The organism is Variovorax sp. IB41, from assembly GCF_016405905.1.
In the GTDB taxonomy this organism is placed as follows: Bacteria; Pseudomonadota; Gammaproteobacteria; order Burkholderiales; family Burkholderiaceae_C; genus Variovorax.
The window spans coordinates 269,514-296,471 of the sequence record NZ_JAEFCB010000002.1; the positions used below are offsets into that span (position 1 = coordinate 269,514).

Below are 26,958 nucleotides of genomic sequence, written 5' to 3' on the forward strand. Positions count from 1 at the left end.
TTCAGCGCACGCGCATGCCCGGCGTTGCGCCCGGCCAGGGTTCGAGCACGTGGATGCCCGGGTTGGCTTTTTCGTCGCCGTGGCTCGCGGCCAGCACCATGCCTTCGCTCACGCCGAACTTCATCTTGCGCGGCGCGAGGTTCGCGACCAGCACGGTGAGCTTGCCCACGAACTGCTCGGGCTGGTAGGCCGAGGCGATGCCGCTGAAGACGTTGCGGGTCTTTCCCTCACCCGCATCGAGCGTCAGGCGCAGCAGCTTGGTCGAGCCCTCGACCTTCTCGCAGGCCACGATCTTCGCGATACGCAGGTCGATCTTCACGAAGTCGTCGATGGTGATCGTGGGTGCGATGGCTTCGCCGCCGGGCAATGCGTCCGCCGTGGCTTCCGCGGCAGCGGCGGCCACCGGTTCGGGCGCATCGAACAGCTTGTCGACCACCTTCGCATCGGCACGCTGCATCAGGTGCTTGTACTCGCCGATCGCATGGCCCACGGGCAGCGGCTCGGCGGCGTCGGACCACACCAGCGGAGTGATCTTCAGGAACGCCTCGACGTTCACGGCGAGCGCCGGCAGCACAGGCTTCAGGTACAGCGTGAGCAGGCGGAAGGCCTCGATGCACACCGTGCACACGTCGTGCAGCCGCGCCTCGGCGCCTTCCTTCTTTGCCAGCTCCCAGGGCTTGTTCTGGTCGACGTATTCGTTCACCTTGTCGGCCAGCGCCATCACCTCGCGCAGCGCACGGGCGTAGTCGCGGCCGTCGTAGAGCGAGTGGATTTGGCCGGCCGCATCGCGCAGCGCGAACAGCAGCGCGTCGCCGTCGGCCGACACCTCGCCCAGCTTGCCGCCGAAGCGCTTGCCGATGAAGCCGGCGGCGCGGCTGGCGATGTTGATGTACTTGCCCACGAGGTCGCTGTTGACGCGCGCGACGAAGTCCTCGGGGTTGAAGTCGATGTCTTCGTTGCGGCCGTTGAGCTTGGCCGCGATGTAGTAGCGCAGCCACTCGGGGTCCAGCCCGATCGACAGGTACTTGAGCGGATCGATGCCGGTGCCGCGGCTCTTGCTCATCTTCTCGCCGCTCACCGTCAAGTGGCCGTGCACGTACACCGCGTCGGGCGCCTTGCGGCCGCTGAAGTGCAGCATCGCGGGCCAGAACAGGGTGTGGAAGGTGATGATGTCCTTGCCGATGAAGTGCACCTGCTCCAGGTCGGGGTCGGCCATGTACTCGGTGTACGAGATGCCGTCGCCGCCCAGTTCGATGCAGCGCTTGTCCAGCAGGTTCTTGAGCGATGCGAGGTAGCCCACGGGCGCGTCGAGCCACACGTAGAAATATTTGCCCGGCGCATCGGGGATCTCGATGCCGAAGTAGGGCGCATCGCGGCTGATGTCCCAGTCGCCCAGGCCCCCCTTGCCCTCGTCGTCCTTGTAGAGCCACTCGCGGATCTTGTTCTGCACTTCAGACTGCACGTGGCCGGGCGCGGCGGTCCATTCCTTCAGGTAGGCCTCGCAGCGCGGGTCCGAGAGCTTGAAGAAGAAGTGGTCCGAGCTGCGCAGCTCGGGCTTGGCGCCCGAGAGGGCCGAGTAGGGGTTGATCAGCTCGGTGGGCGCGTACACGGCGCCGCACACCTCGCAGTTGTCGCCGTACTGGTCCTTCGAATGGCAGTTGGGGCACTCGCCCTTGATGAAGCGGTCGGCCAGGAACATGCCCTTTTCGGGGTCGTAGAACTGCTCCACGCTCTTGGTCTCGATGAGGCCGGCGGCGCGCAGGTCGCGGTAGATGTCCTGCGCGAGCTGGTGGTTCTCGGGCGCGTCGGTCGAGTGCCAGTTGTCGAACGAGATGTAGTAGCCGTCCAGGTAAGGCTTGCGGCCCGCGGCGATCTCGGCCACGAAGGCCTGCGGCGTCACGCCGGCCTTGTCGGCCGCGATGGTGATGGCCGCGCCGTGCGCATCGTCGGCGCAGACGAAGTTGACCTCGGCGCCATTCATTCGCTGGTTCCGCACCCAGATGTCGGCCTGGATGTACTCCATCATGTGGCCGATATGGAACTTGCCGTTGGCATACGGCAGGGCGGTGGTGACGAAGAGCTTGCGCGGGGCGGACATCGGGGAGGGCGCTTTCGGGAGTGGCTGGCTGGCATCGGAGGCGGCCAGCGGCCGCGCATCCGGGAACCGGGCATTTTAGGTGGCCCCGTGCGGCCCGTGCCCGGCCCCGTGTTTGAGGGCGCGAGTGACCCACGAAAGCGCGGGGTGTCTCGCGCGCGACGTATGCTTCGACCCCCGATACAGAACGCCAGAAAGCGAGCCGCAGCCGATGACCACTCCCATTCCCGCAACCCTCATTCCCGGCGATGGCATCGGCCCCGAAATCGTCGACGCCACGCTGGCCGCGCTCGATGCGCTGAAGGCGCCCTTCACCTGGGACACGCAGATCGCGGGCCTGGGCGGCGTCAAGGCCTCGGGCGATCCGCTGCCCAAGGCCACGCTGGACAGCATCCGCACCACGCGCCTGGCCTTGAAGGGCCCGCTGGAGACGCCCTCGGGCGGCGGCTACCGCTCCTCGAACGTGCGGCTGCGGGAGGAATTCCAGCTCTACGCCAACCTGCGCCCCGCGCGCACCATCATCCCGGGCGGGCGCTTCGACAAGATCGACCTCATGATCGTGCGCGAGAACCTGGAGGGCCTGTACATCGGCCACGAGCACTACGTGCGCATCGACGGCGACCCGCACGCCGTGGGCATGGCCACCGGCATCAACACCCGCCAGGGCTGCCGCCGCGTGCTCGAGTACGCGTTCGAGACGGCGATCGCCACCGGCCGCAAGAAGGTCACGCTGGTGCACAAGGCCAACATCATGAAGGTGCTGACGGGCCTGTTCCTGGAGACCGGCGAGCAGCTCTACGCGGAAAAGTACAAGGGCAAGTTCGAGCTCGATTCGATCATCGTGGACGCCTGCGCGATGAAGCTGGTGCTCAACCCCTGGCAGTTCGACATGCTGGTGACGACCAACCTGTTCGGCGACATCCTCTCGGACCTCGTGGCGGGCCTCGTCGGCGGCCTGGGCATGGCGCCCGGCGCCAACATCGGCACCGATGCGGCGATCTTCGAGGCGGTGCACGGCTCGGCGCCCGACATCGCCGGCAAGGGCATCGCCAACCCCACGGCGCTGCTGCTGGCCGCCGCGATGATGCTGGACCACACCAGGATGCCCGAGTTGGCCACGCGCCTGCGCACGGCCATCGACCAGACGCTGAACATCGACAAGGTGCGCACCGGCGACCTGGGCGGCACGGCGAACACCGCGGCCTTCACGAAGGCGCTGGTCAGCCGCATCAACGGCGGTTGATCCGAGGACGCAAGGCGCGGCCATGAGAAAGCTCCTGCTTCTGCTGGCTGTCGTCCTTGCGAGCTGCGCCTCCGTTGCGGCGGACCCGCGCTACACGGTGGTGAAGGTCGACCTTCGCACCGAGAAGCTCGCGCTGTTCCTGAACGACGACACGGGCGTCGCGTTCAAGCGCTTCGACCGGCTGGAGGCCTGGCTCAAGGGGCAGGGCCGGCAGCTGGTCTTCGCGGTCAATGCCGGCATGTACCACGCGGACTTTTCGCCGGTCGGCCTCTTCGTGCGCGACGGCCGCGAAGAGGCGCCGCTCAACCTGGCGAGCGGCGCCGGCAACTTCTTCCTGAAGCCGAACGGCGTTTTCCTCGTCACCGACGACGGACCCCGGGTGATCGAATCCTCGGAGTACCCGGCGCTCGCCAGGCGCGGCGGCGTGCGGCTGGCCACGCAATCGGGCCCGCTGCTGCTGCGCCATGGCGTGCTGCACCCGGCGCTCATTCCGGACTCGGACTCGCGCAAGATCCGCAACGGCGTCTGCGCATCGGGCCCCACGGCGATCTTCGTGATGAGCGAGACGCCGGTGAACTTCCACGATTTCGCGGTCTATTTCCGCGACGTGCTGCACTGCCGCGATGCCCTGTACCTGGACGGCACCGTCTCGGCGCTGCACTCCAGGGCCTTGGGCCGCAGCGACTTCGTGCGCGACCTGGGGCCGATACTCGGCGTGGTGTCGCCATGAACCCGTCGGCGGCCCCTTGTGTTTTCACTTTCGAATCCTGTCGTTGAGCCATGTCCACACCGCTGCCCATCCTGTCCCTCCTCGAAACCCGCGTGCTCGGCGTGCTCGCCGAAAAGCAGCGCACCGTGCCCGACAGCTATCCGCTCACGCTCAATTCGCTGGTCTCGGGCTGCAACCAGAAGACCAGCCGCAACCCGGTGCTCGAACTCACCGAGTCGCAGATCCAGTCGGCCATCGACAGCCTCAAGGGCTACAGCCTCGTGGCCGAAAGCAGCGGCGGCCGCGCGTTCCGCTACGAGCACAACATCGACCGCGTGCTGCGCATTCCCTCGCAGTCGGTGATCCTGCTCACCGTGCTGATGCTGCGCGGGCCGCAGACGGCCGGCGAACTGCGCATCGCCTGCGACCGCATGCACAACTTCGCGGACATCTCCTCGGTCGAGGGCTTTCTCGACGAGCTCTCGGAGCGGCCGGCCGGCGCGCTGGTGGTCAAGCTGGCGCGGCTGCCCGGCGCGCGCGAGAGCCGCTGGGCGCACCTGCTGAGCGGGCAGCTGGCGGAAGAGGTCGCGGGGCCGGCCGGCGCATCGGGCGACGGTTCGTACGGCTCGCACGATGCATCGCTCGGCGAAGTCGCGGCACTCAAGGCCAATGTGGCGCGGCTCGAAGCCGAACTGGCGTCGCTGAAGGCGCTGGTGGGGCGGGTGTGTTCGGAGCTCGGGATTTCCGAGGCCGGCTGACCGCGCCGGTTTTGCGTTGCACTTGAACTGCGTTATCTTGCGCAGCACATGAAACCTCCGGTCTCGCTCATCTTCACCTGCCTGGCTATTTTTCTTGCCGCGGGCGTCGGGCTCATCGTGGTCTCGCTGGCCGTTGCCGCCACGCTGCCCCGGGGTCATCGCCTGGCCGGTCACCTCCGTGAATTTGCGGGATGGGTGCCGTTGTTCATGCTCGGTTGCCTCACGCGGCTGGGTGGCCTCATCCCGCTGGCCATCATCCTGACAGTGATCGTGGCGCTCGTCTTCCTATGAAGTACACCTGCCCGCATTGCAAGAAGCCCGGCATCACCGGCCTCGCCAAACGCTGGTCCAGCCGCGCCGCGCCTGCGACGTGCGAAGCCTGCGGCGGTCTTTGCCATGTTCTTGCGAGCACTACCAGCGGCATCTGGGCAGCAGGGGCCTTGATCCTCGTGGTCTCGCTGATCGCCGCCGTCGGCTGGCCCTCGTCCTATTCCGCCGTGGTCTTCCTCTGCGGGCTGGTGCTGGCCGTGGCCTCGAACCTGCGCGCATGGAAGCGCGCGAAGCTGTGGCCGATCTCCAGGGAAAGCGCGGCCCACGCGACGACCGCGAGCTGGTTCATCACGGGCATCGCGGTGCTCCTGGGGCTCTCTTCCTGACGCGCGCGGCAGCGTCGCGGCCTACGCCACCGGCTCCGGCCGCACCGGCACGTCCACGCTGACCTTCACCGGGTCCATCGTCACCAGCGTGCGAAAGCGCTTGACGTTGTTGCTCTGGAAGAAGAGCTTTCGGCTCAGCGTCGTGTACTGGGCCATGTCCTGCACGACGAGGATCAGGATGAAGTCCCACTCGCCCGTCACGTAGTAGCACTGCTGCACCTGCGGGCAGTCCCTGAAACTCTGTTTCATCGCATCGAGCAGGTCGATGCGCTCGCTCTCGACCTCCACCTCGGCCACGATGGACAGCGGATGCCCCAGCGCGGCGGGCGCCAGCACCGCGCCGTAGCGCTGGATCACGCCGTCGTCGCGCATGCGCTTGAGCCGCCGGTTGACGGCGGCCGTCGACAGGTGGATGCGCTCGCCGAGTTCGCTTTGCGACATGCGGCTGTTGGCCTGGATCAGCTCCAGCAGGCGAAGGTCCTGGGCGTCGAGAGAGGGCATGGCGGTGTGTGACGCAAAAACGTTGCGTGGAAGGGCCCGATTTTGCGTGCCCGTATCGCGGCATTGTCAATAGCATCGCGCCATGAAATTCCCCGATGAGCCCCTGCGCGACCAGCTTGCGGGATGGCGCCGCCAGTTGCACGCGATGCCCGAGACCGGCTTCGAGGAAGCGAAGACCTCTGCCTTCGTCATCGGCGTGCTGAAGGCGCTGGGCCTGGAGGTGCACACCGGCATCGGCGGCACGGGGCTCGTGGCGAACCTGAAAGTCGGCAACGGCCGGGGCGTCGTCGGCCTGCGCGCCGAGATGGACGCGCTGAACATCACCGAGGTGCCGACCGACCGCGCCTACGCTTCGGCCACCCCCGGAAAGATGCACGCCTGCGGCCACGACGGCCACATGTCGATCGTGCTGGGCGCGGCGCGCCTCCTGCGCGAGCGCCAGGATTTCGACGGCACCGTGCGCTTCATCTTCCAGCCGGCCGAGGAGCACGGCCGCGGCGCGAAAGCCATGATGGACGACGGCCTCTTCACGCGCTTTCCGGTCGACGAGATCTACGGCCTGCACAACATGCCCGGCATGCGCGCGGGCACGATCGCCACGCGCACGGGCGGCCTCATGGCCAGCGAGGACAACTTCGTCATCCACGTGAAGGGCCGCGGCACGCATGCCGCGCGGCCGCACATGGGGATCGACCCCATCGTCATCGGCGCGCAGATCGTGCTCGCGCTGCAGGCCATCGTCTCGCGCACGCTCGACCCGGGCGCGCAGGCGGTGGTCTCGTGCACCGAGTTCATCACCGACGGCATCCGCAACGCGATTCCCTCGAACGTGGTCATCAAGGGCGACACGCGCAGCTACGACCCCCAGGTGCAGAAGATGCTGGCCGCGCGCATGCGCGAGATCAGCGAAGGCATCTGCCGCATGCACGGCGCCGGCTGCGAGTTCAGCTACACGCACGAGTTCGCGCCCACGGTGAACTGGGCCGACTGCGTGCCCGTCGCGGTGGCCGCAGCCACCGCGGTCGTTGGCGCGGAGAACGTCGATGCCAACGTGGCGCCGATGATGATTTCGGAGGACTTCGGCGCCTTCCTGAAAGTGGTGCCCGGCGCCTTCGTGTTCCTGGGCAACGGCGCCGAGGGCGCGCCCGGGAGCACGCCGCTGCACAACGGCAGCTACGACTTCAATGACGAGGTGCTCGCGACGGGCGCCCGTTACTTCGCGGAAATCGTCCGCCTGCGCCTTCCGCGCTGACCGACAGGACAACCCCTTTTTCTTTTTCCCCATGCTGGTCATCAACAAGAACGCCACCCGCGGCGCCTATCCCGGCGAGCTTCGCGACATCCTCAGCATCGCCGAGGCCCGGCGCACGCGCGCCTGGCTCTCGCGCTGGCCGTTGCTCGCGCCCGAACCCACGCCGCTCTGGCAACTGCCCGACATGGCAGAGGCGCTGGGCGTGGCGGGCATCTTCGTGAAGGACGAATCCAAGCGCTCGTCGCTCGGCAGCTTCAAGGCGCTGGGCGCGCCGGCCGCGCTGGTGCGGCTCATTTTGCGGGCCCACGCCGCGTGGGACCCGGTGGCCGTGCTGCGCGGCGCGCATGCGGCTGCGCTCCAGTCGCTGGTCGTCATCAGCGCCACCGACGGCAACCACGGCCGCGCGCTGGCCGCCGCGGCGCAAAGCATCGGCGTGCGCTGCGTGATCGTGCTGCACCGGCATGTGAGCGTGGAGCGCGAAACCGCCATCGCGGCCTTCGGCGCGGAGATCGTGCGCATCGAGGGCAACTACGACGCCTCGGTCGCGCACGCGGCCGCATTGGCGAAGGAGAACGGCTGGCAGGTCGTCTCCGACACTTCCTACGAAGGCTACGAAGACATTCCGCGCGACGTGATGCAGGGCTACGGCATCCTGGCCGACGAGGTGATGGAGCAGCAGGAGGGCACGGCGATGTTCTCGCACGTGATCCTGCAGGGCGGCGTCGGCGGGCTGGCCGCGGGCGTGGCGAGCTACCTGTGGGAGCAGTACGGCGAGAAGCGCCCGACCCTCATCGTCGTCGAGCCGCGCCAGGCCGACTGCCTGATGCAGAGCGCGCTCAACGGCCATGCGTCGAACGCCACGGGCAGCGTCGATTCGGTGATGGCGGGCCTCGCGTGCGGCGAAACATCGCCATTGGCCTGGCGCTTTCTCGCGCCCTCGGTCGATGCCTTCCTCACCATCGAGGACGGCGACGCGGTCGAGGCGATGTGCCTGCTGGCCCGGGGCTCGGCGCACGACAGCCCCATCGTGAGCGGCGAATCGGGCGCGGCGGGCATCGCGGCGTTGCGTGTGCTCACGCTGTCGGACGACCTGTGGCGAAAGGTGCGTCTCGATGTGCGCTCGAAGGTGCTGCTGATCAGCACCGAGGGCGCGACCGCGCCTTCGGTGTACCGCGATCTCGTCGGGCTCGATGCCGACGATGTCTTGCGCAGGCAGGGTGCGCCGACGCGGCTCTAGTTTTTCAAGCCGCGTTCCAGCCGAAGAACCGCAGCACCTCGTCGCGCTGCTTCATCGCATCGGCCCGCCCGAGCGCCATCAGCTCGCGCGTGTAGCCCGATTCGAACAGCAGGTAACTCGCGAGCGCGCCGCCCTTCACGTCGGCCGCGACCTTCGAGCCGCCCAGGAGGTGCCGCACCGCGCCGGGCAGCGAATCCACATGGCGCGCCGCGATCACGTCCAGGCGCTCCGAGGGCGAGATCACCAAGAGGTCCAGCGGGCGCAGCGCGCTCGACGCGCGCACCTCCTCGGGAATCAGCCCCAGCGTGTGGTTGATGCGGCGCAGCCGCTCGATGTCCACCGCCAGCGCATCGAGAAAGATGCTGGAGAGTGCATGGCCCGCGATCTGCGCCATCGTCGGGTAGCCGCTGTGCGTGTTGGGCGCGTCGGTCTCGCGCGGCTCGTGCATGCGGCCCGCGCCGATCACCAGGATGCGCTCGGCGCCCAGGTGGATCGCCGCCGCGATGGGCGCCGACTGGCGCATCGAGCCGTCGCCGAAGTACTCGGTGTGCCCCTGCATCGGCAGCGCCGTCGCCGGAAACACGAAGGGAATCGCCGAGGACGCGAGCAGGTGGTGGTGCGTGATGCGGTCGCGCACCGAAAGCCGCTGCGAGCGCACCCACGGCTCCATCGGCACCGCGGCCTCGAAGAAGGTGACGTGCTCGCCCGAGCTGTAGCTCGATGCGGTGACGGCCAGCGCCTTCACGTGGCCTTCGTGCATCAACTGCGGCAGGCGGTCCAGCGGCACCATGCGCTGCAGCAGGTCGGCCAGCGGCGTGTTGTCCAGCAGCGACTTGGGCTTCACGCGCATCCAGTTGGCCGCGAAGCGCCCGAACCCCAGCAGCATGCGCCAGCGCGCGCCGCTGCCGATGACCGAGAGCGAATCGGCGCGGTACACCTGCTCGGCGCGAAAGCCGCGCCAGACCTCGGCGATGTGCGCCACCACGCGGTCGAAGTCGTCCGCGCCGCAAGCGAGCGCCGCCGCGTTGATGGCGCCGGCCGAGGTGCCGGTGATGACGGGAAAGGGGTTGCCCGTGCCGGCGGCCGGCCCCGCGGCGCGCCGCATTTCGGCAATGGCTTCGAGCACGCCGACCTGGTAGGCCGCCCGTGCGCCGCCTCCGGTGAGCAGAAGGCCGGTGGCGGGGCTTGTCTCTGTCATTTTGGTTATTGGCAGGCTGTTCGGTGAGGGCTTGGGGAGCACCTTAGACTACCCGCCATTCAGGAGTTTGATCAATGGCCATCACCCAAGACGCGATCATGGGCGCCCTCAAGAGCGTCACAGACCCGAACACCCACAAAGAATTCGCGGCGACCCGTTCGCTCAAGAACCTGCAGATCGCCGACGGCGACGTGTCGTTCGACCTCGAACTGGGCTACCCCGCGAAGAGCCAGCACGCGGCCATCCGCAAGGCGCTGGTGGCCGCGGCCAGGACGGTGCCGGGCGTGGAGAACGTGTCGGTCAACATCGTCACCAAGGTCATCAGCCACGCGGTGCAGCGCGGCGTGCAGCTGATGCCCAACGTCAAGAACATCATCGCGGTGGCCTCGGGCAAGGGCGGCGTGGGCAAGAGCACCACGGCGGCCAACCTGGCGCTGGCGCTGGCCGCGGAAGGCGCGAGCGTCGGCCTCCTGGACGCCGACATCTACGGCCCGAGCCAGCCCATGATGATGGGCATCGAAGGCCGCCCCGACAGCCCCGACGGCAAGACCATGGAACCCATGCAGCGCCACGGCGTGCAGGTGATGTCCATCGGCTTCCTGGTCGACCAGGACCAGGCCATGATCTGGCGCGGCCCGATGGCCACGCAGGCGCTGGAGCAGCTCTTGCGCCAGACCAACTGGAAAGACCTCGACTACCTCATCGTCGACATGCCCCCGGGCACCGGCGACATCCAGCTCACGCTGAGCCAGCGCGTGCCGATGACCGGCGCGGTGATCGTCACCACGCCGCAGGACATCGCGCTGCTCGATGCCAAGAAGGGCATCAAGATGTTCGAGAAGGTCGGCGTGCCGATCCTGGGCATCGTGGAAAACATGGCGGTGCACATCTGCTCGAACTGCGGCCATGCCGAGCACATCTTCGGCAGCGACGGCGGCAAGAAGATGGCGGCCGAATACCAGATGGAATACCTCGGCGCGCTGCCGCTGGACATCAAGATCCGCCTGCAAGCCGACAGCGGCGCCCCCACCGTGGTGGCCGACCCTGAGGGCGACGTGGCCGGCATCTACAAGGCGGTGGCGCGCCAGGTGGCCGTGGGCATTTCGGAGAAGGCGAAGGATTTCTCCTCGAAGTTCCCGACCATCTCGATCAGCAAGAACACCTGAAACCCGGAATGCGCGTTTGCGTTTGCGTTTGCCTTTGATTCGCCCGGTCGTGTCTGAGGTGCGTCGTTCGGAGGGCCGGGAATGAACCTGCTCGCCTCGATGCGCTACCTGGTCGCCCTGAGCGAGCACAAGCATTTCGGCCGCGCCGCGCAGGCCTGCCACATCACGCAGCCCGCGCTGTCGAACGCGCTGCGGGCGCTGGAGACCGAGTTCGGCGTGGTGATCGTCAAGCGCGCCCGCGTGTACGTGGGCCTCACGCACGAGGGCGAGCGCGTGCTCGCCACGGCGCAGCGCATGCTGCGCGACAACGAGGTGCTGCTGCAGGAGCTGCGCAGCGACGTGGACAACCCGCACGGCCGCTTGCGCATGGCCGCGGTGCCCACCGCCATTCCGATCCTGTCGCGCTTCGCGGCCATGCTGCACCAGCGCCACCCGGGCATCGTGCCGGCGGTGCTGTCGATGAGTTCGCAGGAGCTGGAGACCGGGCTCGAAAGCCTCTCGATCGATCTGGCCCTCGGCTACACCGAGCGCATGCACCTGCCGGGCATCAAGCTCACGGCGTGGCCGCAGAGCATCGAGCACTACTTCCTGCTGCGGCGCGCCAGGACGCCGTCGACGGACGAGCTGCGCATCGGCCAGCCCATCACCTGGGCCGAGGCCGGCAAGCTGCCGCTGTGCCTGCTCACCACCGACATGCACAACCGCGCGATCATGAACCAGGCCCTGCGCGAGGCCGGCGTGCCGGTGACGCCGGCCATCGAGACCAACTCGGTGCTCACGCTCACGCTCGCAGTGAGCGCCGGCACTGTCAGCAGCGTGCTGCCGGGCGCGATGGTCGCGGCCGTGCGCAGCCACCGCGAGCTGGAGGCGCTGCCGCTGGTGGCGCCCGAGGTGCGCACGCCCATCGGCTTCATGACGCAGGACGGCGTGCGCTCTTCGCGCGCGCTCGATGCGGCGCTGGCCTTCCTGCAGACGCCCGAATGGGCCGAGCAGGTGCGCCTGCACAGCGGGACGCTCGGCGGCGACTGAGCGCGCCCCTCTCCATCTCCGGGCCGGGCATTTAGTTATTGAATCGACTCATGCGCCGATCGAATTTGACGGCGTGTAAAACGTTCAGACACACTCCGCGGCCCGGATTCAACACAAAAGTTACTCGTCCGGCGAACAAGGAGAAATATGGCAGGCTCAACTGCGGGCGTTCTCGATGGAGAACGCATGGCTGGAGACGGGGTGCAGCAGCAACCCGGCTTCCTCGATAAAGAACGCATCATCGCGGGCCCCGGTTTCAACCGCTGGCTGGTTCCCCCGGCCGCACTGGCCATCCACCTGTGCATCGGCATGGCCTATGGCTTCTCGGTGTTCTGGCTGCCGCTGTCCAAGACGCTCGGCACGGCCGGCACCGGCACCGCCTGCGCGAAGGACGTGAGCTTCTTCGCCGAACTCTTCACCACCACCTGCGACTGGCGCGTGGCCACGCTCGGCTGGATGTACACGCTGTTCTTCGTGTTCCTGGGCTGCTCGGCGGCCTTGTGGGGCGGCTGGCTCGAACGCGCGGGTCCGCGCAAGGCCGGCGTGGTGTCGGCCGTGTGCTGGTGCGGCGGCATGCTGCTGTCGGCGCTGGGCATCCACCTGCACCAGTTCTGGCTGATGATCCTCGGCTCGGGCGTGATCGGGGGCATCGGCCTCGGCCTGGGCTACATCTCGCCGGTGAGCACGCTGATCAAGTGGTTCCCCGACCGCCGCGGCATGGCCACCGGCATGGCCATCATGGGCTTCGGCGGCGGCGCGATGATCGGCTCGCCGCTCGCAGTCGACCTGATGAAGCGTTTCTCCACCCCCACCGACGTGGGCGTGATGCAGACCTTCGTCGTGATGGCGCTGGGCTACTTCGTCTTCATGATGGCCGGCGCGCTGGGCTACCGCGTGCCGCCCTCGGGCTGGAAGCCGGCCGGCTGGACGCCGCCCGTGGCACAAAGCAGCAACGCCATGATCACGCAGCGCCACGTGCACGTGAAGAAGGTCTGGGGCATTCCCCAGTTCTGGCTCGTGTGGCTGGTGCTGTGCATGAACGTGAGCGCCGGCATCGGCGTGATCGGCATCTCCTCGCCGATGCTGCAGGAAGTGTTCGGCGGCGCGCTCATCGGCGTGTCGCAGAAATTCGGCGAACTCGACAAGGTGCAGCTCGCGGCGATCGCCGTGGTGGCCGGCGGCTTCACCGCGCTGCTGTCGCTCTTCAACATCGGCGGGCGCTTCGTGTGGGCCAGTCTCTCGGACAAGCTGGGCCGCAAGCTCACCTACACGGTGTTCTTCGTGCTCGGCGCGATCCTGTACGCGAGCATTCCCTCGTCGGCCGGCGCGGGCAGCAAGCTGCTGTTCGTGGGGGCGTGCTGCATCATCGTGTCGATGTACGGCGGCGGCTTCTCGACCGTTCCGGCGTACCTGGCCGACCTCTTCGGCACGCAGTTCGTGGGTGCCATCCACGGCCGCCTGCTCACCGCGTGGGCCACGGCCGGCATCCTCGGCCCGGTGGTGGTGAACTACATGCGCGAATACCAGCTGGGCCTGGGCCTGCCGCGCGAGCAGGTCTACAACCAGACCATGTACATCCTGGTGGGCATGCTGGCGATCGGCTTCATCGCCAACCTGCTGGTGCGCCCGGTGGCCGACAAGCACTTCATGACGGAGGCCGAGCTGGCCATCGAGAAGAAGCTCGCGCACGAGAAGGCCTCGGCGGCCGAAGTGGGCAGCGGCTCGGGCCGCGCCGACACGGTGAGCCCCGCAGTCGTGGTGCTGGCCTGGGCGGCCGTGGGCATTCCGCTCGCGTGGGGCGTCTACAAGACGCTCATCAGCGCGGCGAAGTTCTTCCACTGAGCCGACACGCGGCTCTCCGTGACGAGCCGACACGCGGCTTCCCGCTGACGATGCGGCCGGCCGGGTTCACACCCGCCGGCCGCATCGCCGTTTCCCGGCCGACATAGCGCTGATGGTGGCGGATGGTTTACCCTTCGCGCCACGATGAAATCCAAAGTCCAGTTCCGCCTGCGCGTCTATCGGGACGACACCATCGCCATCGGCCCCGGCAAGATCGCCGTGCTCGAGGCCGTGGCCGAGACCGGTTCGATCTCCGCGGCCGCCCGCCTGCTGGGCATGTCGTACCGCCGGGCCTGGATGCTGGTGGACGAGATGAACAAGGCCCTGACCTCGCCCGCGGTGAACACGGCCGCCGGCGGCTCGCGCGGCGGCGGCACGGCGCTCACGCCGGTGGGCGAGGAAATCGTCAAGCACTACCGGGCGATCGAGAACGCCGCCAAGCTGGCCACCGCGGCCGACATCCGCGCGCTGACGCGGCTGCTGGCGCCATGACCGCTTCCGCCGACCCCGTCGTCTGCCGCCCCGTCGGCGTGGTGCGCAGCCGCTTCACCGAGGCCACCGGCATGCCGATCCAGACGGCCGGCGCGCCCGACGAGCCGGGGCACCTGGAGGTCTTCGCAGAGTTCGCCCCGGGCCTTCGGGACATCGAGGGCTTCGACTACCTGATCCTCATCACCCACCTGCACCGGTGCGCGCACGAACGGCTGGAGGTGGTGCCCTTTCTGGACGACGCATCGCACGGCGTCTTCGCCACGCGCGCGCCGGCGCGGCCGAACCGGCTGGGCCTGTCGATCGTGCGGCTGGTGTCGGTGGAAGGCACGACGCTGCACTTCAGCGGCAACGACATGATGGACGGCACGCCCGTGCTCGACATCAAGCCCTACGTGCCGCGCTTCGACGTGCGCGAGACCGAGCGCGTCGGCTGGTTCGGCGCCAGGCTCGATCAGCTGCCGGGCATCCGGTCCGACGGCAGGATGGGCTGATCAGGCGGGGCCGGGAGGGCGTCCTGGCCCGTCGCCAGGTCGGTGCCCTGCCAGCACGACCACACGTCCTGCGAGAGCGTCTCGCGCGCCTGCGGCGGCGCTTCCTGGATGGTGCCCACGCTGACGAAGCCCGCCAGGTATTCGCCGGGCTGCACGCCCACCTGCCGTGCCAGCGTCTGGTCGAAGCAGCGCTCGCCGCTCAGCACGATCGCGCCGTAGCCCAACTGGTGCGCCGCGGCGAGGATGTTGCCCAGCGCCGCGCCCGCGCAGAGCCATTGCTCGCGGCCCGGGATCTTGCTGCGCTCGCGCGGCGACACCACGAAGCCCAGCAACAGCGGCGGCCGCGTGGCGTGTTCGCGCGCACGCTTGAGGTCGGAGGGGCTTGCGAGCGGATCGCGCCTGAGCTTCTCCTGCTCGAAGCACCAGGCCAGCGCCTCGCGGTTCTGCGGGCGGAACTCGATCACGCGCCACGGATGCAGCCCGCCGTGGTCGGGCGCGCGCAGGCCCGCCTGCAGGATGCCGTCGAGCTCGTCGGGGTTGGGGCCGGGCTGCTGCAGCCGGCGCGGCGACACCGAGCGCCGCGTCAGCAGGACCTCGAGGATGCGCTCCGCACCCGTCATGTGCCGCCACATCGCAGTCATTGCTCCTGGCGGTCGACCCACACGGCCTTGCGGCGCAGGACCTCGCCGATGTCGTGCGCATCGGCCTGCGCGACGAGAAAAGACTGGCTCTCGCCCCCGGGCGCGATGATGGAGATCACGAAGCCGTCGGAGTCCATCGCGCGCTCGATGCGCCATTCCTGCACCTGCGTCACGTGGCGAAGCTCCGGCCTGCCGGAGATCGAACGGACGACGGTGTCGTGGGGGGAAGGGCGCATGGGCTTGCAGGTTGACAGGTGTGCAACGCTATGTTCACCAGTATATGAAGACTGCGCGATTCGCGCACCCCCGTGAGAACCTTAGGGCTCACCGTGTAACAATCGCGCCGTATTTTCATGAACACGACGAGCTCACTCATCGCCTCGACCGACTGGTCGCCCCTGGTCCTGTCGCTGAAGGTCGCGGCGGTCGCGACCGTGCTGGCGCTGATCGCGGGCGTGGCGCTGGGCTGGGTGTTCGCGCGCAAGCGCTTCTTCGGCCGCACCGTGCTGGAGGCCGTGTTCATGCTGCCGCTGGTGCTGCCGCCCACGGTGATCGGCTACGCCATCCTGGTCGCGGCCGGCCGCCGCAGCCCGCTGGGCGCGTGGCTGCGCGAGCACCTGGACTACACCATCATCTTCAGCTGGCACGGCGCCGTGGTGGCCTCCGCTGTGGTCGCGCTGCCGCTGGTCCTCAAGTCGGCCAGCGCGGCGTTTGCGAACGTCGACCGCTCGCTCGAGGCCGCCGCCAGCACGCTGCGCCAGTCGCCGTTCTCGGTGTTCCTGCGCGTGACGCTGCCGCTCGCCTGGCCCGGCATCCTGGCCGGCACGCTGCTCGCGTTCGCGCGGGCCATGGGCGAGTTCGGCGCCTCGCTGATGGTGGCCGGCTCGATCCCCAAGCAGACCCAGACGCTCTCGATGGCCATCTACGACGCGGTGCAGGCCGGGCACGACGACCTCGCGCTGCTGCTGGTGATCGTGACTTCGGTGCTGTCGATCACGGTGCTCGTGCTGTCGAACCGTTTCTTCTCGCTTCGCTGATTTCGTTCTTCAATAATCCCGGGAGATACCCATGCGCTCATTCCGCCTCTTGTCCGTCGCCTTTTCCCTAGGGGTGGCTCTGGCCCTGCCGCTGGCCGCCGCCGCGCAGCAGATCACCGTGTCCGCGGCCGCGAGCCTGACCGACGCGTTCAAGGAAATCGGCCCGAAGTTCGAGGCCGCCAAGCCCGGCGCCACCGTGCGCTTCAACTTCGCCGCCTCGGGCGTGCTGCTGCAGCAGATCGGGCAGGGCGCGCCGGTGGACGTGTTCGCCAGCGCCGACCAGGAAACCATGAACCGCGGCGTCGAACAGAAGCTCATCGACACCGCCACCCGCAAGGACTTCGTGACCAACAGCCTCGTGCTGATCGAGCCCGCCAAAGACGGCGTGGGTGTCAAGTCGCTGCAGGACCTGACCGGCGCCAGCGTCAAGAAGATCGCGGTCGGCAAGACCGCCACCGTGCCGGTCGGCCGCTACACCAAGCAGGTGCTCGATGGTGCGAACCTCTGGACCGTGCTCGAACCCAAGTTCGTGCAGGCCGACAGCGTGCGCCAGGTGCTCGACTACGTGAGCCGCGGCGAGGTCGAGGCCGGCTTCGTCTACCGCACCGATGCGGCGGTCGCGGGCGACAAGGTCAGGATCGTGCTCTCGCCCTCGGGCAGCAGCCCCGTGACCTACCCGATCGCGGTGGTGGCCGAGAGCAAGCAGAAGGCCGTGGCCGGCGACTTCCTCGCCTTCCTCGCGACCGACGCCGCGCAGCAAGTGCTCGCCCGCTACGGATTCGGCAAGCCATGATCGACGTCGATCTGAAGCTCACGGTCAAGGACGGGGCGCGCCGCTTCGACCTGGCCGCGCGCTTTCAGACCGACGTTCCCTTCGCCGCGCTCTACGGCCCCTCGGGCGCGGGCAAGTCGCTCACGCTGCAGGCCATCGCCGGCCTGCTGCAGCCCTCGGCGGGCCACGTGCGGCTCGATGGCCGCACGCTCTACGACGCGGCCCAGCGCATCGACGTGCCGGCGCCCGAGCGGCGCATCGGCTACCTGTTCCAGAACTACGCGCTGTTCCCGCACCTCACGGTGCGCGAGAACGTGTCCTTCGGCCTGACCTCATGGCGCCGCCGCCGGCTGCCGCCCAAGGAGGCGGAGACGGTGCAGGCCCTGCTCGAAGGCTTCGGCCTCGCTGCCCTGGCCGACAGCCGGCCGCAGAACCTCTCCGGCGGCCAGCAGCAGCGCGTGGCGCTCGCCCGCGCGCTGGCCTGCCAGCCGCAGGTGCTGCTGCTGGACGAACCCTTCGCCGCGCTCAACCCGATGCTGCGCAACGAACTGCGCAACGAGCTCGCGCAGGTGCGCCGCCAGTGGGGCATTCCGGTGCTGATGATCACGCACGACATCGAGGACGTTCTGGCGCTCGCCGACGTCGCCTTCGTCTACAAGGACGGCCAGGTGGTGCGCGAGATCGACCTGCACACCGCCCAGAGCCGCGACATCGCGCTGCGCGAAGTGGCCGGCGTGCCGGTGGTCGAAGAGACGCCGCTGCGCAGCAAGTTGCGCGGCCTCCTGATGCAGGACGTGCAGTCCTGAACTGGATCGGGGGCTGTCCGGGGGCTCGCCCCCCGGCCGATTCGGCGTTAACGTTGACCTAACGGTTCTGAGCTACCTTCCGCCTCGCACCAACAAAAGGGGGCCGGTGTGCGCACGCTGCTTGTCGAAGACGACGAAATGATCGGGAAGAGCCTTGTCCGCGGCCTGGAGCGGTCGGGCTGGGCCGTGGACTGGGTGCGCGACGGCCTGCTCGCGCAGAGTGCGATGGCCGACGGCGACTACAGCTGCGTGCTGCTCGACCTGGGCCTGCCCAAGGCGGATGGTCTGGAGGTGCTGCGCCGCGCGCGCGGCCTGAAGGACGACACGCCCATCCTCATCCTCACCGCGCGCGACGGCCTCGGCCAGCGGGTCGAGGGGCTGGACCTGGGCGCCGACGACTACCTGCTCAAGCCCTTCGAACTGCCCGAACTGCTGGCCCGCATGCGCGCGGTGGTGCGGCGGCGGCACGGCGCCTCGAACTCCGTCATCGGCAGCGGCAACGTGCAGCTGGACCTCACCACGCGCGAGATCCTGCACAACGGCACACGCGAGGTGCTCACCGCCCGCGAATTCGCGCTGATGCACGCCATGCTGGAGCGCCCCGGCGCGATCTTCTCGCGCGAGCAGCTGGAGAGCCGCATCTACGGCTGGGGCGAAGAGGTGATGAGCAACGCGGTCGACGTGATCATCCACAACATGCGCCGCAAGCTCGGTGCCGACACCATCCGCAACGTGCGCGGGCTGGGGTGGCGCGTGGTGGATTCATGAGCGTCCAGTCAAGCCGCCGCTGGTATTCGCCGGGGTCCCTGCGCAACAAGCTGCTGCTCTGGCTGGTGCTGGTGCACGTGCTCGCGGCCATCGGCGTGGCGTGGTTCACCTACACGAGCTACGACCGCCTCATCGTCACCTTCAAGGACGACCAGATGCAGACGCTGGCCGACTCCTACGCCAGCAACGAGAATGTGCCGGTGCTCAAGCCGGGCGACCGGCAGGGCATCTACCAGCGCGGCGCCTTCATCGTGCAGATCTGGAGCGCGCGGGGCGAGCTGCTGGCCACCTCCTGGCCGTCGCTGGCCGTGGGGCGCCAGCCGGGGGAGGGCGTGCATGTGGTGCGGCTCGGCCCCGGGGACCACGAGACATGGCGCGTCTACTCCACCGGCCCGGTGGCCGAAGGCGGGCGCTTCAGCGTGCAGGTGATCCAGAACGGCGGCTTCGTGCGCGCGCTGGTGGAGCGACGCGCGCTGCAGTCGGCCGCGCCCATCGCCTTGCTGCTGCCGCTGTCGCTGGCCGTGCTGTGGCTGGTGGTCTGGACCTCGTCGCGCAAGCTGCGCAGCGTGGCGCTCGATGTGGCGGCAAAAGACGAGCGCAGCCTGTCGGAGCTCTCGGTGTCCCACGTGCCCGACGAGATCGCGCCGCTGGTGGAAGCCTTCAACAGCCTGCTCCTGCGCCTGCGCCAGGCCTTCGCCGCGCAGCGGCGCTTCGTGCAGGACGCCGCGCACGAGCTGCGCACGCCCATCGCCGCCCTCGGCCTGCAGCTGGACAACATGCGCGCCGAGGTGCCCGGCGAACGCGCCGCGGAGCACTACACGCAATTGAAGGGCGGCGTGACGCGCGCCCAGCACCTCATCGAGCAGCTGCTGCGCATGTCGCACCAGGAGAGCCACGCACCGCGCGAGCCGGCGGTGCCGCTGGACGTGGCCTCGGTGCTGCGCGACAGCATCGCGCAGCTGATGGTGATTGCCGACCGGCGCCGCATCGACATCGGTTTCGACGGTGAGACGAGCGCGACGGTGAACGCACCGCCCGCGGAGCTGCGCAGCATCTTCGGCAACCTGATCGACAACGCGTTGCGCCATTCGCCCGAAGGCGGCGTCGTCGACGTGCGGCTGCATGCGGCGGGCGGGCGGCCGGTGGTCGACGTGGTGGACAACGGCCCCGGCATTCCGCCCGAGGCGCTGGAGCGCGCCTTCGACCGCTTCTACCGCGTGCCCGGCACCGCGGCCGAAGGCAGCGGCCTGGGCCTGGCCATCGCGCAGATGGCGGCCGAGCGCAACGGCATGCGCATCGTGCTGGACAACCGCAGGGACGAGCGCGGCGCGGTCCTCGGGCTGCTCGCGCGGGTGCACCTGCATGCGCCGGAGCGCGCGGCTGCACCTGCTGCACCTGCACGCGCCGCGACGCGCGGCTGAACCTGAATGCGCCGCGGCACGCGGCTTAACGTCCAGTTAACTCTCGCTTAAAGGACACATAAAGCGCGGTTTCTACAGTGAGCCCAGGCCGACACAGCGGCCGCCTCTCGAGGGTCTTCCTCGGTTCTCAACAGGAGCTCACATGCGAAACATCACTCACCTGCTGGCCGTCTTCGCCACCAGCCTTGCAGCCAGCCTCGCCGCCTCGGCCCATGCCGAAACCTACGACGGCGTGCACCAGGGCGCGAACCTGCGCGAGCGCGACGCGGTGGCGGCCGAGGCCGTCGCCACGGCCCACGCCCCCAACCAGAACGTGACGCGCGGCTCGCGCGGCGCCGACCCGTTCACCTCGACCGCGTCGCGCGAGGCGGTCTACGAAGACGCGGTGCTCACCGCCCATGCGCCCGACCAGAACGTGACCGGCGGCTCGCGCGTGAACAGCGTCGTGGTCTCCACGATGCCGCCAGCGAAGGCGCAGGCGTCCATCGCGCCGGCCACGCGCTTCTGAGCGAAAGCACGTGATGGATGCGACGGACGCGATGGACGCGACGGACCCGGCGATCCAGGACGGCTGCACGCGCCGCACCGTCCTCCTCACCAGCGCGGCCGGCGTGGTGGCGGCGACGCTGCCGCTCGCCGGCGGCGCCGCGCCGGTCGACGACGGCGCGCCGCTCGCGCAGCTCACGCTGCGCATCAACGGCCAGCCGCGTGCGCTGGCCACCGATCCGCGCGTCACGCTGCTCGACCTGCTGCGCGAGCACCTGCGCCTCACCGGCGCCAAGAAGGGCTGCGACCACGGCCAGTGCGGCGCCTGCACGGTGATGGTGAACGGCCGCCGCATCAACAGCTGCCTCACGCTGGCCGTGATGCACGACGGCGACGCGGTGACGACCATCGAAGGCCTGGGCGATCCGAAGGCGCTGCACCCGATGCAGGCCGCCTTCGTCAAGCACGACGGCTACCAGTGCGGCTACTGCACGCCGGGCCAGATCTGCTCGGCGGTCGGCATGCTCGACGAAATGCGCCGGGGCATGCCCAGCCACGTGACGCGCGACATCGCGGTGCGCCCGCTCTTGAGCGACGAGGAGCTGCGCGAGCGCATGAGCGGCAACATCTGCCGGTGCGCGGGGTATCCGAACATCATCGCGGCCATCCGCGAGGTAGCAGGAAAAACAGCATGAGAGCCTTCACCTACGAACGCGCGCAGAGCCCAGCCGAAGCCGCCGCGGCCGTGCAGCGCCAGCCCGGCGCGAAGTTCATCGCGGGCGGCACCAACCTGCTCGACCTGATGAAGCTGGACATCGAGCATCCGCCGCATCTGGTCGACGTCAACCGCCTCGCGCTCGACCGCATCGAGGCCACGCCCGAGGGGGGCCTGAAGATCGGCGCGCTGGTGCGCAACAGCGACCTGGCGGCCGACCTGCGCGTGCGGCAGGGCTATCCGCTGCTCGCGCGCGCCTTGCTCTCGGGCGCCAGCGCCCAGCTGCGCAACAAGGCGACCACCGCGGGCAACCTGCTGCAGCGCACGCGCTGCTTCTACTTCTACGACACCACCAAGCCCTGCAACAAGCGCACGCCCGGCAGCGGCTGCGCGGCGATGGAGGGCTTCAACCGCATCCACGCGATCCTGGGCGCCAGCGACCAGTGCATCGCGGTGCATTCGTCCGACATGGCAGTGGCGATGCGCGCCTTCGATGCGCGCGTGGAGACCGTCTCGGCCGGCGGCGGCGCGCGGCAGATTCCGATTGCCGACTTCCATCGCCTGCCCGGTGCGACGCCGCACGTGGAGACCGCGCTCGCGCCGGACGAGCTCGTCACCGCCGTGGTGCTGCCCGCGCCGCTCGGCGGGCGGCAGCTCTATCGCAAGGTGCGCGATCGGGCGTCGTACGCCTTCGCGCTCGTGTCGGTGGCGGCGGTGGTCGTGCGCGAAGGCCGCACCGTCAGAGAGGCGCGCCTGGCCTTCGGCGGCCTTGCGGCGAGGCCCTGGCGCAACGAAGAGGCGGAGCAGCGCCTCGTGGGCACCGATGGCGGCGCGAACGCCCGCCGTGCCGTCGCCGACGTCTTGCTCGCCGACGCGCGCGGCCACGGCCACAACGATTTCAAGATTCCCCTGCTGCGCCGCACGCTCGACGTGACGCTGGCGCAGGCAATGGCAACCGCCTGAGCGGAAGAAGGCAGCACCATGCAATTCACCACAGCCGCCGGACCCAGCCCGCTGGACCGCGAGCGCATCCTGGGCAAGCCGGTCGACCGCATCGACGGCCCGCTGAAGGTCTGCGGGCGCGCCCGCTACAGCTACGAATACCACGAGGAAGTGCCGAACGCGGCCTACGGCTGGATCGTGCTGGCCGGCATCGCCAAGGGCCGCATCGTCCGCATCGACACGGCCGAGGCGCGGCGCGCGCCGGGCGTGCTGCTGGTCTACACCCATGCCAACGTGCCGCGCATGGTGCCGCGCGGGCGCGCGAACCTGGTGTCGCAGCTCTCGGGGCCCGAGGTGCAGCACCACGGGCAGGCGGTGGCCTTCGTCGTCGCCGAGACGCTGGAGCAGGCGCGCGCCGCCGCGCACCAGATTCGCATCGACTACGAAAGCACCCCGGGCCGCTTCGACCTGGCGGCCGCGCAGGCCACCGCGGTGAAGCCCGGCGACGACCCGAGCGCCGGCAGCGAGAGCGCCGCCGACACGGCGGTCGGCGACTTCCAGGGCGCCTACGACGCGGCCCCCGTGCAGCTGGACCAGAACTACGCCACGCCCGACCAGCACCCCGCGATGATGGAGCCGCAGGCCACCATCGCCCGCTGGGACGGCGACCGGCTGACGCTCTACACCTCGCACCAGATGGCCAACTGGGCCGCGAGCGACGTGGCCGCGATGGTCGATGTGCCGGCCGAGCAGGTGCGCGTGATCTCGGCCTTCGTCGGCGGAGGCTTCGGCTCCAAGCTGCGCACGCATGCGGATGCGGTGCTCTCGGCCTTCGCCGCGCGCGCGCTGCAGCGGCCGGTGAAGACGGCGCTGGCCCGCGAGCAGTTGCTCAACCACACGACGCGCCGCGCCGCGACGCTGCAGCGCGTGCGCCTGGGTGCCACGCCCGACGGCCGCCTCATCGCCATCGGCCACGAGACCTGGACCAGCAACCTGCCCGGCCGCAGCTACTACGAGGGCGCCTCGCGCCAGACGCGGCTCCTGTATGCCGCGCCGAACCGCATGACCGCGCACCGCCTCGCGCCGCTCGACCTGCCCGAGGCCGCCGCGATGCGCGCGCCCGCCACCGCCAGCGGCCAGCTGGCCTTCGAGGTCGCGCTCGACGAGCTCGCGGAGAAGCTGCGCATGGACCCGGTGCAACTGCGCATCCTCAACGACAGCCCGTGCGACCCCGAGCGCGGGCCCTCGCGGCCTTACTCTGGCCGCAAGCTCATCGAGTGCCTGCGCGAAGGCGCGAGCCGCTTCGGCTGGGCGCGCCGCAGCGCCACGCCGGCCCGGGTGCGCGACGGCCGCTGGCTGGTCGGCATGGGCGTGGCGAGCGCCATCCACCACCACTCGGTGCGCCCGTCGAGCGCGCGCCTGCGGCTGGATGCGCAAGGGCGCCTGACCATCGAGACCTCGATGACCGACATCGGCACCGGCACCTACACCGTGCTCGCGCAGATCGCCGCGGAAATGACCGGCATCCCGATGGACCGCATCGGCGTGCGGCTGGGCGACACGGCCTTTCCGGCCGGCGCGGGCTCGATCGCCTCCATCGGCGCATCGAGCGCGGGCGCCTCGGTCTTCCATGGCTGCGAGGAACTGTGCGCCACGCTCGTGCGGCGCGCGGGGTTCGACGCGAAGACCGCACGCTTCGAGGCGGGGCGCCTCGCCTCGGGCCGGCAGTCGCGCGCGCTGGGCGACCTGGCCGGTGCCGAAGGCCTGGAGGTGCTCGGCACGGTCGAGCCCGGCGACTTGCACCGCCGCTATGCACAGGCCGCGTTCGGCGCGCACTTCTGCGAGGTGGGCGTGGACATCGACACCGGCGAGACGCGCGTGCGCCGCATGCTGGGCGTGTTCGCGGCCGGGCGCATCCTCAACATGAAGATGGCGCGCAGCCAGGCCATCGGCGGCATGGTGTTCGGCGTGGGCGCGGCGCTGACCGAGGAGGCCGTGGTCGACGTGCGCCACGGGTATTTCGTGAACCACGACATGGCCGAATACCTGGTGCCGGTGCATGCCGACATCCCGGCCATCGACGCGGTCTACCTGCAGGACGCGGACGACCTGGCGAGCCCGATCAAGTCCAAGGGCATCGGCGAGCTGGGCACCTGCGGCTCGGGCGCGGCGGTGGCCAACGCCATCTACAACGCGACCGGGGTGCGGGTGCGCAGCTACCCGATCACCCTGGACAAGCTGCTGCCGGGGCTGCCGTCATTTCCTTTTTGAATCGGCGCATGTCCCGATTCAATTTGACGCTCCTCATGCCCGCGGCGAACACTCGCCAGCATGAGCAGTGAGCAGAAGATCGAGTTTTACAAGGGCCCCGCGGGCGGCTGGGGCGCGCTTCGCAGCGTGACGAACGCGCTGCTGCGGCAGGACATTCCGCTCAAGGGCGCCAAGACGCTGCTCTCGGCCAACCAGCCCGACGGCTTCGACTGCCCCGGCTGCGCCTGGCCCGACCGCAACCATGCCTCGACCTTCGAGTTCTGCGAGAACGGCGTGAAGGCCGTGGCCGCCGAGGCCACCGCGCGGCGCGCCGGCCCCGACCTGTTCGCCAAGCACACCGTGGCGCAACTGGCCGAGCAGAGCGACTTCTGGCTCGAAGACCAAGGGCGCCTCACGCACCCGATGGCCTACGACGCGGCCAGCGACAAGTACGTGCCCATCGGCTGGGACGACGCCTTCGCGTTGATCGCGCGCCACCTGAACGCGCTGCCCGACCCGAACCAGGCCATCTTCTACACCTCGGGCCGCGCGAGCAACGAAGCCGCGTTTCTCTACCAGCTCTTCGTGCGCGAGTACGGCACCAACAATTTCCCCGACTGCTCGAACATGTGCCACGAGCCCAGCGGCAGCGGCATGCGCCCGCAGATCGGCGTGGGCAAGGGCACGGTCACGCTGGAGGATTTCGAGAAGGCCGATGCCATCTTCATCTTCGGCCAGAACCCCGGCACCAACCATCCGCGCATGCTCGGCGAGCTGCGCGCGGCTTCGAAGCGCGGCGCGCGCATCGTGAGCTTCAACCCGCTGCGCGAGCGCGGGCTGGAGCGCTTTGCCGATCCGCAGGACAAGCTGGAGATGGCCACGCTGGGCTCCACGCCCATCAGCACGCACTACTTCCAGCTGCGCGTGGGCGGCGACTTCGCGGCCGTCAAGGGGATGATGAAGCACGTCATCGAGCGCGAAGACGCGCTCGTCGCGCGCGGCGAAGCCTCGGTGCTCGACCACGCCTTCATCGCCACGCACACCACCGGCTTCGAATCGCTGGCCGATGACCTGCGCGCCGAATCGTGGGACGTGCTGGTGCAGGAGTCGGGCCTCACGCAGGAGCAGCTGCGCGCCGCGGCCGAGGTGTACCTGGGCGCCAAGAAGGTCATCGCTTGCTGGGGCATGGGCATCACGCAGCACCAGCACTCGGTGGCGACGATCCAGATGATCGTCAACTGGCTCATGCTGTGCGGCCACATGGGCCGCGAGGGCGCGGGCGCCTGCCCGGTGCGCGGCCACAGCAACGTGCAGGGCGACCGCACCATGGGCATCTGGGAAAAGCCGCCGGTGGCGCTGCTCGACCGGCTGCAAGAGGTGTTCGGCTTCGAGCCGCCGCGCCGGAACGGTCTGGACACGGTCGAGGCGATCCAGGCGATGCTCGACGGCAAGGGCCGCGTGTTCTTCGCGCTGGGCGGCAACTTCGCGGCCGCCACGCCCGACACCTACCAGACCTGGAAGGGCCTGCAGCAGTGCGACCTCACGGTGCACGTGACCACCAAGCTCAACCGCAGCCACATCGTGCACGGGCGCGAGGCGCTGATCCTGCCGTGCCTGGGCCGCACCGAGATCGACATGCAGGCCAACGGCCCGCAGGGCGTGACGGTGGAAGACTCGATGAGCATGGTGCACATCTCGATGGGCATCAACCCGCCCGCGTCCGAGCACCTGCTGTCGGAGCCCGCCATCGTGGCGCGCCTGGCGGCCGCCACCATCGGCGCGCGCAGCAAGACGCCGTGGCTCTGGCTCATCGAGGACTACGCGCGCATTCGCGACAAGATCGAAGCCGTGTTCGACGACTTCAAGGACTTCAACGCCCGCGTCGCCGTGCCCGGGGGCTTTCGCCTTCGCAACACCGCGAGCGAGCGCGTGTGGGCCACCGCCTCGAAGAAGGCCGTGTTCTTCACGCACGCCGTGCCGCGCGACACGCCCTCGCACCGCGCGCGCGCGCGCATCCGCGACACGCAGGTCTTCACGCTCTTCACCACGCGCTCGCACGACCAGTACAACACCACCATCTACGGCATGGACGACCGCTACCGCGGCGTCTTCGGCCAGCGCCGCGTGGTCTTCATCCACGCCGAGGACATCCGCGCGCTCGGCATGAAGGACGGCGACTGGGTCGACCTGCAGACGGTGTGGAACGACGGCCAGGAACGCCGTGCCGACCGCTTCAAGCTGGTGGCCTACGACATCCCGCGCGGCAACATCGCCGCCTACTACCCCGAGACCAATCCGCTGGTGCCGCTGTCGGCCGTGGCCGAGAACGCGGGCACGCCGACGTCCAAGTCCATTCCCGTGGTGCTGGTGCCGCACGAGCTGCCGATCCAGAAGCTGTCGGAGGATGCGGCGGACGGGATGGTTGCAGCGGCATGAGCCGCCGGGCCGCTC

At 69.2% G+C, this 26,958-nt stretch carries 27 protein-coding genes; 22 read left to right on the top strand and 5 right to left on the bottom strand.

Going from position 1 to position 26,958, the window contains the following annotated elements:
• Nucleotide 1: 1 nt before the first annotated feature.
• A complete protein-coding gene (gene metG / locus JC881_RS08000; RefSeq protein WP_198785186.1) occupies nucleotides 2-2,098 on the bottom strand; it encodes a methionine--tRNA ligase in 2,097 nt (698 codons plus the stop codon).
• A gap of 208 nt (nucleotides 2,099-2,306) precedes the next feature.
• Here metG and JC881_RS08005 point away from each other — a divergent pair, with 208 nt between their 5' ends.
• From JC881_RS08005 to JC881_RS08025, 5 genes are read left to right on the top strand one after another with little or no spacing between them, the layout of a single operon-like run.
• Entirely contained in the window at nucleotides 2,307-3,338 is a 1,032-nt protein-coding gene (locus JC881_RS08005; RefSeq protein WP_198785187.1) for an isocitrate/isopropylmalate dehydrogenase family protein, read from the top strand.
• Nucleotides 3,339-3,360: 22 nt separating this feature from the next.
• Nucleotides 3,361-4,068: a phosphodiester glycosidase family protein gene (locus JC881_RS08010; protein ID WP_198785188.1), complete on the top strand. Its 708-nt coding sequence runs from the start codon at nucleotides 3,361-3,363 to the stop codon at nucleotides 4,066-4,068.
• 50 nt (nucleotides 4,069-4,118) lie between these two features.
• The gene (locus tag JC881_RS08015) at nucleotides 4,119-4,805 is read left to right on the top strand and encodes a YceH family protein (RefSeq protein ID WP_198785189.1); all 687 of its coding nucleotides are present in this window, start codon (nucleotides 4,119-4,121) and stop codon (nucleotides 4,803-4,805) included.
• Between the two features lie 48 nt (nucleotides 4,806-4,853).
• The gene (locus JC881_RS08020) at nucleotides 4,854-5,096 is read left to right on the top strand and encodes a hypothetical protein (RefSeq protein ID WP_198785190.1); all 243 of its coding nucleotides are present in this window, start codon (nucleotides 4,854-4,856) and stop codon (nucleotides 5,094-5,096) included.
• The gene (locus JC881_RS08025; protein WP_198785191.1) at nucleotides 5,093-5,461 is read left to right on the top strand and encodes a hypothetical protein; all 369 of its coding nucleotides are present in this window, start codon (nucleotides 5,093-5,095) and stop codon (nucleotides 5,459-5,461) included. The genes JC881_RS08020 and JC881_RS08025 overlap by 4 nt, the downstream gene beginning before the upstream one ends.
• 21 nt (nucleotides 5,462-5,482) lie before the next feature.
• Here the strand turns inward: JC881_RS08025 and JC881_RS08030 are convergent, their stop codons facing one another.
• Nucleotides 5,483-5,962, bottom strand: coding sequence for an Lrp/AsnC family transcriptional regulator (locus tag JC881_RS08030; RefSeq protein ID WP_198785192.1), 480 nt, complete (start codon nucleotides 5,960-5,962; stop codon nucleotides 5,483-5,485).
• Between the two features lie 82 nt (nucleotides 5,963-6,044).
• Between JC881_RS08030 and JC881_RS08035 the strand changes: the two genes are divergently transcribed.
• Both JC881_RS08035 and JC881_RS08040 read left to right on the top strand, forming a co-directional pair.
• Nucleotides 6,045-7,214, top strand: a complete 1,170-nt coding sequence (locus JC881_RS08035) for a M20 aminoacylase family protein (RefSeq protein WP_198785193.1) — start codon at nucleotides 6,045-6,047, stop codon at nucleotides 7,212-7,214.
• 31 nt (nucleotides 7,215-7,245) lie between these two features.
• On the top strand, nucleotides 7,246-8,451 hold the full coding sequence (locus tag JC881_RS08040) for a diaminopropionate ammonia-lyase (protein WP_198785194.1): 1,206 nt from the start codon (nucleotides 7,246-7,248) through the stop codon (nucleotides 8,449-8,451).
• Nucleotides 8,452-8,455: 4 nt separating this feature from the next.
• Here JC881_RS08040 and JC881_RS08045 read toward each other — a convergent pair whose 3' ends face one another.
• A complete protein-coding gene (locus JC881_RS08045; protein WP_198785195.1) occupies nucleotides 8,456-9,649 on the bottom strand; it encodes a patatin-like phospholipase family protein in 1,194 nt (397 codons plus the stop codon).
• 74 nt (nucleotides 9,650-9,723) lie between these two features.
• Here JC881_RS08045 and apbC point away from each other — a divergent pair, with 74 nt between their 5' ends.
• The 5 genes from apbC to tsaA all read left to right on the top strand — a co-directional run bounded on the left by apbC (nucleotide 9,724) and on the right by tsaA (nucleotide 14,669).
• Nucleotides 9,724-10,815 (top strand): iron-sulfur cluster carrier protein ApbC, encoded by a 1,092-nt coding sequence (gene apbC / locus JC881_RS08050; protein ID WP_198785196.1) that lies wholly within the window; start codon nucleotides 9,724-9,726, stop codon nucleotides 10,813-10,815.
• 81 nt (nucleotides 10,816-10,896) lie between these two features.
• Nucleotides 10,897-11,844 (top strand): LysR substrate-binding domain-containing protein, encoded by a 948-nt coding sequence (locus JC881_RS08055; RefSeq protein ID WP_198785197.1) that lies wholly within the window; start codon nucleotides 10,897-10,899, stop codon nucleotides 11,842-11,844.
• 186 nt (nucleotides 11,845-12,030) lie between these two features.
• Nucleotides 12,031-13,686, top strand: a complete 1,656-nt coding sequence (locus JC881_RS08060; RefSeq protein ID WP_198785198.1) for an OFA family MFS transporter — start codon at nucleotides 12,031-12,033, stop codon at nucleotides 13,684-13,686.
• A gap of 144 nt (nucleotides 13,687-13,830) precedes the next feature.
• Nucleotides 13,831-14,178 carry a winged helix-turn-helix domain-containing protein gene (locus tag JC881_RS08065; RefSeq protein ID WP_042580543.1) on the top strand — a complete coding sequence of 116 codons (348 nt, stop codon included), beginning with the start codon at nucleotides 13,831-13,833 and terminating at the stop codon, nucleotides 14,176-14,178.
• Complete coding sequence (tsaA, locus tag JC881_RS08070; RefSeq protein ID WP_198785199.1) at nucleotides 14,175-14,669, top strand: tRNA (N6-threonylcarbamoyladenosine(37)-N6)-methyltransferase TrmO; 495 nt, start codon at nucleotides 14,175-14,177, stop codon at nucleotides 14,667-14,669. Before JC881_RS08065 ends, tsaA begins: the two co-directional genes overlap by 4 nt.
• Here the strand turns inward: tsaA and JC881_RS08075 are convergent.
• Both JC881_RS08075 and JC881_RS08080 read right to left on the bottom strand, forming a co-directional pair.
• Complete coding sequence (locus JC881_RS08075; protein WP_198785200.1) at nucleotides 14,630-15,310, bottom strand: nitroreductase family protein; 681 nt, start codon at nucleotides 15,308-15,310, stop codon at nucleotides 14,630-14,632. The two genes, tsaA and JC881_RS08075, sit on opposite strands and share 40 nt — an antisense overlap.
• Nucleotides 15,307-15,546 carry a hypothetical protein gene (locus JC881_RS08080; protein WP_198785201.1) on the bottom strand — a complete coding sequence of 80 codons (240 nt, stop codon included), beginning with the start codon at nucleotides 15,544-15,546 and terminating at the stop codon, nucleotides 15,307-15,309. Before JC881_RS08080 ends, JC881_RS08075 begins: the two co-directional genes overlap by 4 nt.
• Before the next feature lie 117 nt (nucleotides 15,547-15,663).
• On the opposite strand from JC881_RS08080, the gene modB reads away from it, so the two are divergent.
• From modB to JC881_RS08130, 10 genes are all read left to right on the top strand, one after another.
• A complete protein-coding gene (gene modB, locus JC881_RS08085; RefSeq protein ID WP_042580546.1) occupies nucleotides 15,664-16,347 on the top strand; it encodes a molybdate ABC transporter permease subunit in 684 nt (227 codons plus the stop codon).
• Nucleotides 16,348-16,378: 31 nt separating this feature from the next.
• The gene (modA, locus tag JC881_RS08090; protein WP_198785202.1) at nucleotides 16,379-17,140 is read left to right on the top strand and encodes a molybdate ABC transporter substrate-binding protein; all 762 of its coding nucleotides are present in this window, start codon (nucleotides 16,379-16,381) and stop codon (nucleotides 17,138-17,140) included.
• A complete protein-coding gene (locus JC881_RS08095; protein WP_198785203.1) occupies nucleotides 17,137-17,925 on the top strand; it encodes an ABC transporter ATP-binding protein in 789 nt (262 codons plus the stop codon). The genes modA and JC881_RS08095 overlap by 4 nt, the downstream gene beginning before the upstream one ends.
• Nucleotides 17,926-18,033: 108 nt before the next feature.
• A complete protein-coding gene (locus JC881_RS08100) occupies nucleotides 18,034-18,693 on the top strand; it encodes a response regulator (protein WP_198785204.1) in 660 nt (219 codons plus the stop codon).
• Entirely contained in the window at nucleotides 18,690-20,114 is a 1,425-nt protein-coding gene (locus JC881_RS08105; RefSeq protein ID WP_198785205.1) for a sensor histidine kinase, read from the top strand. The genes JC881_RS08100 and JC881_RS08105 overlap by 4 nt, the downstream gene beginning before the upstream one ends.
• A 142-nt stretch (nucleotides 20,115-20,256) precedes the next feature.
• Nucleotides 20,257-20,622: a DUF4148 domain-containing protein gene (locus JC881_RS08110; RefSeq protein ID WP_198785206.1), complete on the top strand. Its 366-nt coding sequence runs from the start codon at nucleotides 20,257-20,259 to the stop codon at nucleotides 20,620-20,622.
• 13 nt (nucleotides 20,623-20,635) lie between these two features.
• Entirely contained in the window at nucleotides 20,636-21,295 is a 660-nt protein-coding gene (gene paoA, locus JC881_RS08115) for an aldehyde dehydrogenase iron-sulfur subunit PaoA (protein WP_233101641.1), read from the top strand.
• Complete coding sequence (locus JC881_RS08120; protein WP_198785207.1) at nucleotides 21,292-22,278, top strand: FAD binding domain-containing protein; 987 nt, start codon at nucleotides 21,292-21,294, stop codon at nucleotides 22,276-22,278. Before paoA ends, JC881_RS08120 begins: the two co-directional genes overlap by 4 nt.
• Before the next feature lie 18 nt (nucleotides 22,279-22,296).
• Nucleotides 22,297-24,528: a xanthine dehydrogenase family protein molybdopterin-binding subunit gene (locus tag JC881_RS08125; RefSeq protein WP_198785208.1), complete on the top strand. Its 2,232-nt coding sequence runs from the start codon at nucleotides 22,297-22,299 to the stop codon at nucleotides 24,526-24,528.
• A 60-nt stretch (nucleotides 24,529-24,588) separates the two neighbouring features.
• Nucleotides 24,589-26,943, top strand: coding sequence for an FdhF/YdeP family oxidoreductase (locus tag JC881_RS08130; RefSeq protein ID WP_198785209.1), 2,355 nt, complete (start codon nucleotides 24,589-24,591; stop codon nucleotides 26,941-26,943).
• The last annotated feature ends 15 nt before the right edge of the window (nucleotides 26,944-26,958 follow it).